Genomic DNA, 7236 nt, shown 5'->3' with positions numbered 1-7236 from the left:
AACCCGGAAGCTAAGCCTCACAGCGCCGATGGTACTGCAGGGGGGACCCTGTGGGAGAGTAGGACGCCGCCGAACAATCATTCAAGAGAAGCCCCCGCCGGTAACCGGTCGGGGGCTTCTCTGTTGTAAGGTCATTGTGCATTGTCATCGCACGGTACAGGAGGCCCCCGGGTGGAGGTCCAGGAGACGCGGGTCCAGACCGATCGCGTCCTCACCATCCCCAACTTGCTGAGCATGGGCCGGCTGGTGGGTGTTCCGCTCTTCCTCTGGCTCATTCTCTGGCCGAAGTTCGGCGGGCCGAACAACGACCTCTGGGCGCTGCTCATCCTGGCGCTGAGCGGGGTCAGTGACTACCTGGACGGAAAGCTCGCCCGGCGGTGGGGGCAGGTCAGCCGGGTGGGGCAGTTGCTCGATCCGCTGGCGGACCGGCTCTATGTGCTGTCCACCCTGGTCGGTTTGACGTGGCGTGGGATTCTGCCGCTGTGGGTGACGGGCATCCTGCTGGCCCGTGAGGTCTTTATCGCCGCGCTCCTGCCCATTCTCAACCGGCACGGATACGGGCCGCTCCAGGTGAGTTTCCTGGGGAAGGCCGCGACCTTCAATCTGATGTACGCGTTTCCGCTCCTCCTCCTCGGTAACGGCGACAGCTGGATCGCGCGGCCGGCCGAGGTGGTGAGCTGGGCCTTCATCTGGTGGGGGACGGCGCTGTACTGGTGGGCCGGTATTCTCTACGCCGTTCAGGCGCGGCAGATCGTGCGGGCGAGCGCGAAGGGCTCCGCGTCCACAGTCTGAGACGTGATCTGAGAGAAGTGCCACGGCGCCCCGGTGCGTCGGACGATGCCTTCCGGGTAGATGACCCTCTGGAACGGTTTGATGGGCCTGCAGGTCCAGCACCGCGAAGGAGGACGCACCCGTAATGAAAGCCGTTGTAATGGCAGGGGGCGAAGGCACCCGACTCCGCCCGATGACCTCCAGCATGCCGAAACCGCTGCTTCCGGTGGCCAATAGGCCGATCATGGAGCACGTGCTTCGGCTGCTGAAGCGGCACGGCCTCTCCGACACCGTCGTCACCGTGCAGTTCCTGGCGTCACTGGTCAAGAACTACTTCGGTGACGGTGAGGAACTGGGCATGCACCTCACCTATGCCCACGAGGAGACGCCACTCGGCACTGCGGGGAGTGTGAAGAACGCCGAGGACGCGTTGAAGGACGACTCCTTTCTGGTGATCTCCGGTGACGCGCTGACCGACTTCAACCTCTCCGAATTGATCGACTTTCACCGGAGCAAGGACGCTCTGGTCACCGTCTGTCTCACGAGGGTGCCCAATCCGCTGGAGTTCGGTATCACGATCACCGACGACGACGGACGGGTCGAGCGCTTCCTGGAGAAGCCCACCTGGGGGCAGGTCTTCTCGGACACGGTGAACACCGGTATCTACGTGATGGAGCCAGAGGTCTTCGACTACGTCGCCGCGGGGGAGTCCGTGGACTGGTCGAGCGACGTGTTCCCGCAGCTGCTGAAGGAGGGCAAGCGGGTCTACGGATACGTTGCCGAGGGTTACTGGGAGGACGTGGGCACGCACGAGAGCTACGGCAAGGCCCAGGCGGACGTCCTGGAGGGCAAGGTCGATGTCGAGATCGACGGGTTCGAGATCTCGCCGGGCGTGTGGGTGGCCGAGGGTGCCGAGGTGGACCCGGAGGCGGTGCTGCGCGGACCGCTCTACATCGGGGACTACGCCAAGGTCGAGGCCGGCGTCGAGATCCGCGAGCACACCGTGCTCGGCAGCAACGTGGTCGTGAAACGGGGCGCCTTCCTGCACCGCGCCGTCGTCCACGACAACGTTTACATCGGGCCGCAGAGCAACCTCCGCGGCTGTGTGGTCGGCAAGAACACGGACGTGATGCGGGCCGCGCGGATCGAGGACGGCTCGGTGATCGGGGACGAGTGCCTGATCGGCGAGGAGTCGATCATCGGGGCCAACGTCCGGGTCTATCCGTTCAAGACGATCGAGGCCGGCGCCGTCGTCAACACCTCGGTCATCTGGGAGTCCCGCGGGCAGGAGCACCTGTTCGGCGTGCGCGGCGTGTCGGGGATCCTCAACGTCGAGATCACCCCGGAGCTCGCCGTCCGGCTGGCCGGCGCCTACGCCACGACCCTGAAGAAGGGGGCCACCGTCACCATTGCGCGTGACCACTCGCGTGGTGCGCGTGCGCTCAAACGGGCGATGATCTCGGCGCTCCAGACGTCCGCGATCGACGTCCGTGACCTGGAGAACGTGCCCATGCCGGTCGCCCGGCAGCACACGGCGCGCGGGAGTGCGGGCGGGATCTTCCTGCGGACCACGCCCGGGGTGCCGGACTCGCTGGACATCCTCTTCTTCGACGAGCGCGGGGCCGACCTCTCCCAGGCCGGACAGCGCAAGCTGGACCGCGTCTACGCGCGCCAGGAGTTCCGGCGGGCGTTCCCCGGTGAGATCGGGGACCTGACCTTCCCGTCCAGTGTCTTCGACTCCTACGCGGGCAACCTGCTGCGGGCCGTCGACACGACGGGGGTCAGGGAGGCCGGGCTGAAGGTGGTCGTGGACACCGCGCACGGAAGTGCGGGGCTCGTCCTGCCGAGCATCCTCGGCCGGCTCGGGGTCGAGGCCCTCACCGTCTCCGGCGGGCTCGACGAGGCGCGGCCGACGGAGGACGCGGAGACGCGGCGGGCCGGGCTGGCCAGGCTCGGCGAGCTGGTGGCGTCGTCCCGGGCGGCGTTCGGGGTCCGCTTCGACCCGGTCGGCGAGCGCGTCGCGTTCGTCGACGAGCTGGGGCGCGTGATCGACGACGACCGGGCGCTGCTGGTGCTGCTGGACCTGGTCGCCGCCGAGCGGCGCAGCGGGCAGGTGGCGCTGCCCGTGACGACGACCCGGATCGCGGAGCAGGTGGCCGCGTACCACGGCACCCAGGTCATCTGGACCACGACGACGCCGGACGACCTCGCGAAGGCGGCGTCGGCCGAGGGCACGGTGTTCGGCGGGGACGGGCGCGGCGGGTTCGTCGTGCCGGAGTTCAGCGGCGTGCTGGACGGTGCCGCGGCGTTCGTCCGGCTGGTCGGGCTGGTGGCGCGGACGCAGCTCACCCTGAGCCAGATCGACGCGCGGATCCCGCAGGCGCACATCCGGCGGCGGGACATCGCGACCCCGTGGGCGGCCAAGGGCATGGTGATGCGCTCGGTCGTCGAGGCCGCGGGCAGCCGGCGGCTGGACACGACGGACGGCGTGCGCGTGGTCGAGGCGGACGGGCGCTGGACGCTGGTGCTGCCGGACCCGGCGGAGGCCGTCACCCACCTGTGGGCGGAGGGCCCGAACGACGAGGCCACCGAGGCGCTGCTCGACGAGTGGGCGGCGGTGGTCGACGGCGCCGGGCGTTAGGCGATGCCACAGCGGGGGCGTGCGGATGGTTCGCACGCCCCCGCTGTCCGTTTCGCGATGTTTGGGGTGGTCCGCTCCTCTATGTCGTGTGCGCAGGTCAGGGGCTGTGCACGAGGGCCTTCGCCGACATGGGACGATGGTCCGCATGCCAGCGACGCCGAGTGCCAGCAACGGGCGGTACAACCGTCCGGACGCCTCGATGTCCCTGCTGACCAGCGTGATGGACCACAGCCTCGACGAGGGCTACGCGGAAGCGGCCGCGGCGCGGGGCGGTGACCGCGACAGCCGGATACCCGTGACGCTCCGGGGGCTGGTCACGCTGGGCGCGGGGCTGGCGCTGGTGGGGACGGTGCTGACGATCGGCGCGGTGAACGCGCACGAGGCGGAGCCGACGCTCGCCAAGGAGCGGGACGCGCTGATCCACCGGGTCAACGACAGCAACACCGCCGCCGACCACCTCCAGCAGCAGGTCCAGGACCTCCGGCAGAAGGTGGACAGCGCGCAGCGCCAGGCGCTCCCCGCGGGCGACGACGGCGCGGACTCGCTGACCGGCCTCGTGGGGCTGGGCGAGGTCACCGGGCCGGGCATGAAGCTCGTGCTGGAGGACGCCGCCGGGACGGGCAGCGGGGGCAATGTGGACCCGCGGGCCGGGCAGGGCTTCTCCAACAGCGGCCGGCTGCGGGACCGCGACCTCCAGCTCGTCGTGAACGGGCTCTGGGGGAACGGCGCGGAGGCCGTCTCGATCAACGGGCAGCGGCTGACGGCGCTGTCGGCGATCCGGGCCGCGGGCGAGGCCGTGCTGGTGGACAACCGGCCGCTGGTGCCGCCGTACACCGTCCAGGCGATCGGGGACGGGCCGAAGCTCCTCGGCGCCTTCGAGAAGGACATGGCCGGGGAGTACCTGCGGCTGCTCCAGGAGAAGTACGGGATCAAGTCGACGCTCTCGACGCAGAAGAGCATGACGCTGCCGGCGGCGGTGGGCGTGACGCTGCGGACGGCGCAGCCGGTGACCCCCGAACCCTCGCCGACGGCGACGCCGTCGGCCGCGCCGAGCCCGAGCCCGACTCCGTCGGCCACGGGCGGAACCTCCGAGAGCCCGAGCGCGTCCGTTTCACCGTCCGCCGCCGGTGCGAGTCCGAGCTCGAAACGGCGCCCGACGGGCGGGACCACGAAGACCACGACAGCGACAGGAGCAGCTAGACCGTGATTGCCGTACTGGGTCTCGTGATCGGGGTGGTCGTCGGGCTCTTCGTCCAGCCCGAGGTGCCGGACGCCGTCGTGCCGTACCTGCCGATCGCGGTGGTGGCGGCGCTCGACGCGGTGTTCGGCGGTGTGCGGGCGATGCTGGACGGGATCTTCGACGACAAGGTGTTCATCGTGTCGTTCCTGTCGAACGTGGTCGTCGCGGCGCTGATCGTCTTCCTCGGCGACCAGCTGGGCGTCGGCTCACAGCTGTCCACGGGTGTGGTCGTCGTCCTCGGCATCCGCATCTTCTCCAACGCGGCGGCGATCCGGCGTCATGTCTTCCGTGCCTGAGCCGGGCCGCGGCCCGGCGGCGGAGGAGAACGAGGAGCGCGTCGGCGGTGTCGCGGCGGCCGCCGAGGAGAAGGCGGCCGACGTGAAGCCGGCCGAGAAGAAGCAGGCCGAGGAGAAGGCCGTCGCGCAGGAGCCGGTCGCGCAGGAGGCCGGGGCGGCCGTCGCCGGGCCGTCCGAGGTCGAGCGTGAGGCGGCGCCCGTCGAGGAGGCACCTGTCGAGGAGGCGCCTGTTGGGGAGGCGTCGGAGCCCGAGGCGAAGCAGGAACCGGAGCAGGCTCCCGAGCCCGTCGCGGAAGCGGCCGCGAAGGCTTCGGTCGAGTCCGCGGCCGAGCCGGAGCCGGAGCCGGAGTCCGAGCCGGCCGGGCCCGTTGCCGAGACGGCCGACCGGAGCGCCGGGCGGCGGCGCCTGAAGGCCGCGATGTGGCCGCCGCGGCTGTCCCGCGGGCAGCTCGTGGTGGCGCTGCTGCTCTTCTCGCTCGGCCTGGCGCTGGCGATCCAGGTGCGCTCGACCAACGACCACCACAACCAGCTGCGCGGCGCCCGTCAGGAGGACCTGGTTCGGATCCTCGACGAACTGGACAGCCGTCAGCAGCGTCTCCAGCAGGAGAAGGCGGAGCTTGAACAGTCCTTGGGCAAGTTGGAGAACAGCTCCAACCAGGCCAAGGAGGCCCAGGAGCAGACCAGGAAGAAGGAGACGGAGCTCGGCGTGCTCGCCGGCACCGTCAAAGCCACAGGTCCGGGCATCGTACTCACTGTCGATGATCCCCAAGGGCAGGTGAAGGCAGATATGCTGCTGGACACCCTGCAGGAACTCCGGGCGGCGGGGGCGGAGGCGATTCAGATCAACGATGTTCGCGTGGTGGTCAACACCAACTTCACGGACGTGACGGGCGGCGGTGTGCAGATCGACGGCAAGAAGGTCTCGCAGCCGTACCGCTTCACGGTCGTGGGGAACCCGCAGGACCTGACGCCCGCGCTGAACATCCCGGGAGGTGTCGTCCGCACGCTGGAGAGCCACCAGGCACGGGCGACGATCACCACTCCGCAGAAGGTCGTCGTCGACGCGATCGTCGACTTGAGGACGCCGCAGTACGCCAAGCCGGCTTCGAAGTGACGGGGCGCCTGGCGAACGGCCCGTCACGTGCGGGCGGCACCCGGTGCGGGGCGCCGTCGTGGCGTGGGCGAGACTGGTTCATACCAGCACGCAACGGAGCAAGAACCGCCGCACCAACCGTCGGAGTACCACTCCAGCCGGCTCGATCCGCGACCGGGCCCGCAGCCTGTCCGAGGTTCTCACCCTGCCCCGCGGGCGGGTCTGTCACACGCAAGGGGATTCGCCCGTGAGTTTCTTCTCTAAGTTGTTCGGTCGTAACAAGGGCCGCGACGCGGCCGTCGAGGCGCCGACCGCGCGTCACCGCCGGTCCGACGACGAGCCGGCCGTGCCCGGCATGCGTCCCGCCCCCGAGGCGGCGGAGTACGCGGAGCGGCAGCTGTACCGCGACGGCGGCGCCCAGTACGCGGGGAATCCGGCGGGCTACGGCGCGTCGGTTGACCCCTCCGGCGACCCGCGCATAGGTTTCGCGTCAGGACCCTCAACCTCTGGTGGAGGGTTTGCCCCGGACCCGTACGCCGGGCACAACCCGTCGGGTGTGCCGCGCCAGGAGGCTGTGAACATGGCTGGCCCCACTCCGTGCCCGCGGTGCGGCAACCAGAACCCGGCCGCGGCCCGGTTCTGTTCCAACTGCGGCACGGCGCTGCGCGGTGGCGCGCTGCCCGAGGGGCCGGCGGAGACCACGTCGACCATCTCGATCTCCGGCCTGGAGTCCTACGACCCGAACACCACGACCGGCACCGGCACCACGCCGGCCCTTTCGGCCGAGGTGCTGGCGGCGATCGACGCGCTGCCGCCGGGCTCGGCGCTGCTGATCGTGCAGCGCGGCCCGAACTCGGGCAGCCGGTTCCTGCTGGACTCCGACGTCACCACCGCGGGCCGCCACCCGCAGGGCGACATCTTCCTGGACGACGTGACGGTCTCGCGGCGGCACGTGGAGTTCCGCCGCACGCCGGCCGGCTTCAGCGTCGCGGACGTGGGCAGCCTCAACGGCACCTACGTCAACCGGGAACGGATCGACGAGGTGCCGCTGAACAACGGCGACGAGGTGCAGATCGGGAAGTACCGGCTGGTCTTCTTCGCCGGTCACAACCGGGGGTACTGAACCCAACGTCGGCAGGATACACAGTGTGAGCGAATACATAAGATTCATCTCTCGGGGCGGCCACGGCCGCGC

At 70.0% G+C, this 7236-nt stretch carries 6 protein-coding genes and 1 rRNA gene; all 7 read left to right on the top strand.

Annotated features, from left to right (window positions below):
- Nucleotides 1-75, top strand: a 5S ribosomal RNA gene (rrf, locus tag ACFXDE_RS43475); the annotation flags it as partial.
- Between the two features lie 96 nt (nucleotides 76-171).
- Nucleotides 172-792 carry a CDP-alcohol phosphatidyltransferase family protein gene (locus tag ACFXDE_RS43470; RefSeq protein WP_380448586.1) on the top strand — a complete coding sequence of 207 codons (621 nt, stop codon included), beginning with the start codon at nucleotides 172-174 and terminating at the stop codon, nucleotides 790-792.
- 124 nt (nucleotides 793-916) lie between these two features.
- Entirely contained in the window at nucleotides 917-3412 is a 2496-nt protein-coding gene (locus ACFXDE_RS43465) for a sugar phosphate nucleotidyltransferase (protein ID WP_380448588.1), read from the top strand.
- A 145-nt stretch (nucleotides 3413-3557) separates the two neighbouring features.
- Entirely contained in the window at nucleotides 3558-4619 is a 1062-nt protein-coding gene (locus ACFXDE_RS43460) for a DUF881 domain-containing protein (RefSeq protein WP_380499742.1), read from the top strand.
- Entirely contained in the window at nucleotides 4616-4948 is a 333-nt protein-coding gene (locus tag ACFXDE_RS43455) for a small basic family protein (RefSeq protein ID WP_266273207.1), read from the top strand. Before ACFXDE_RS43460 ends, ACFXDE_RS43455 begins: the two co-directional genes overlap by 4 nt.
- 82 nt (nucleotides 4949-5030) lie before the next feature.
- The gene (locus ACFXDE_RS43450) at nucleotides 5031-6062 is read left to right on the top strand and encodes a DUF881 domain-containing protein (protein WP_380499741.1); all 1032 of its coding nucleotides are present in this window, start codon (nucleotides 5031-5033) and stop codon (nucleotides 6060-6062) included.
- Nucleotides 6063-6621: 559 nt separating this feature from the next.
- Nucleotides 6622-7164 carry an FHA domain-containing protein gene (locus ACFXDE_RS43445; protein WP_380448594.1) on the top strand — a complete coding sequence of 181 codons (543 nt, stop codon included), beginning with the start codon at nucleotides 6622-6624 and terminating at the stop codon, nucleotides 7162-7164.
- Nucleotides 7165-7236: the final 72 nt, after the last annotated feature.

Origin of the sequence: Kitasatospora sp. NPDC059408 (assembly GCF_042751525.1) — a bacterium.
Taxonomy (GTDB): domain Bacteria; phylum Actinomycetota; class Actinomycetes; order Streptomycetales; family Streptomycetaceae; genus Kitasatospora.
This window is presented reverse-complemented; position numbering and strand designations above follow the sequence as displayed.

Bases quoted from the DNA above. Each gene is read 5' to 3' on its own strand.
- ACFXDE_RS43465 (WP_380448588.1), top strand. From the start codon at position 917: ATGAAAGCCGTTGTAATGGCAGGGGGCGAAGGCACCCGACTCCGCCCG.
- ACFXDE_RS43460 (WP_380499742.1), top strand. From the start codon at position 3,558: ATGCCAGCGACGCCGAGTGCCAGCAACGGGCGGTACAACCGTCCGGAC.
- ACFXDE_RS43445 (WP_380448594.1), top strand. From the start codon at position 6,622: ATGGCTGGCCCCACTCCGTGCCCGCGGTGCGGCAACCAGAACCCGGCC.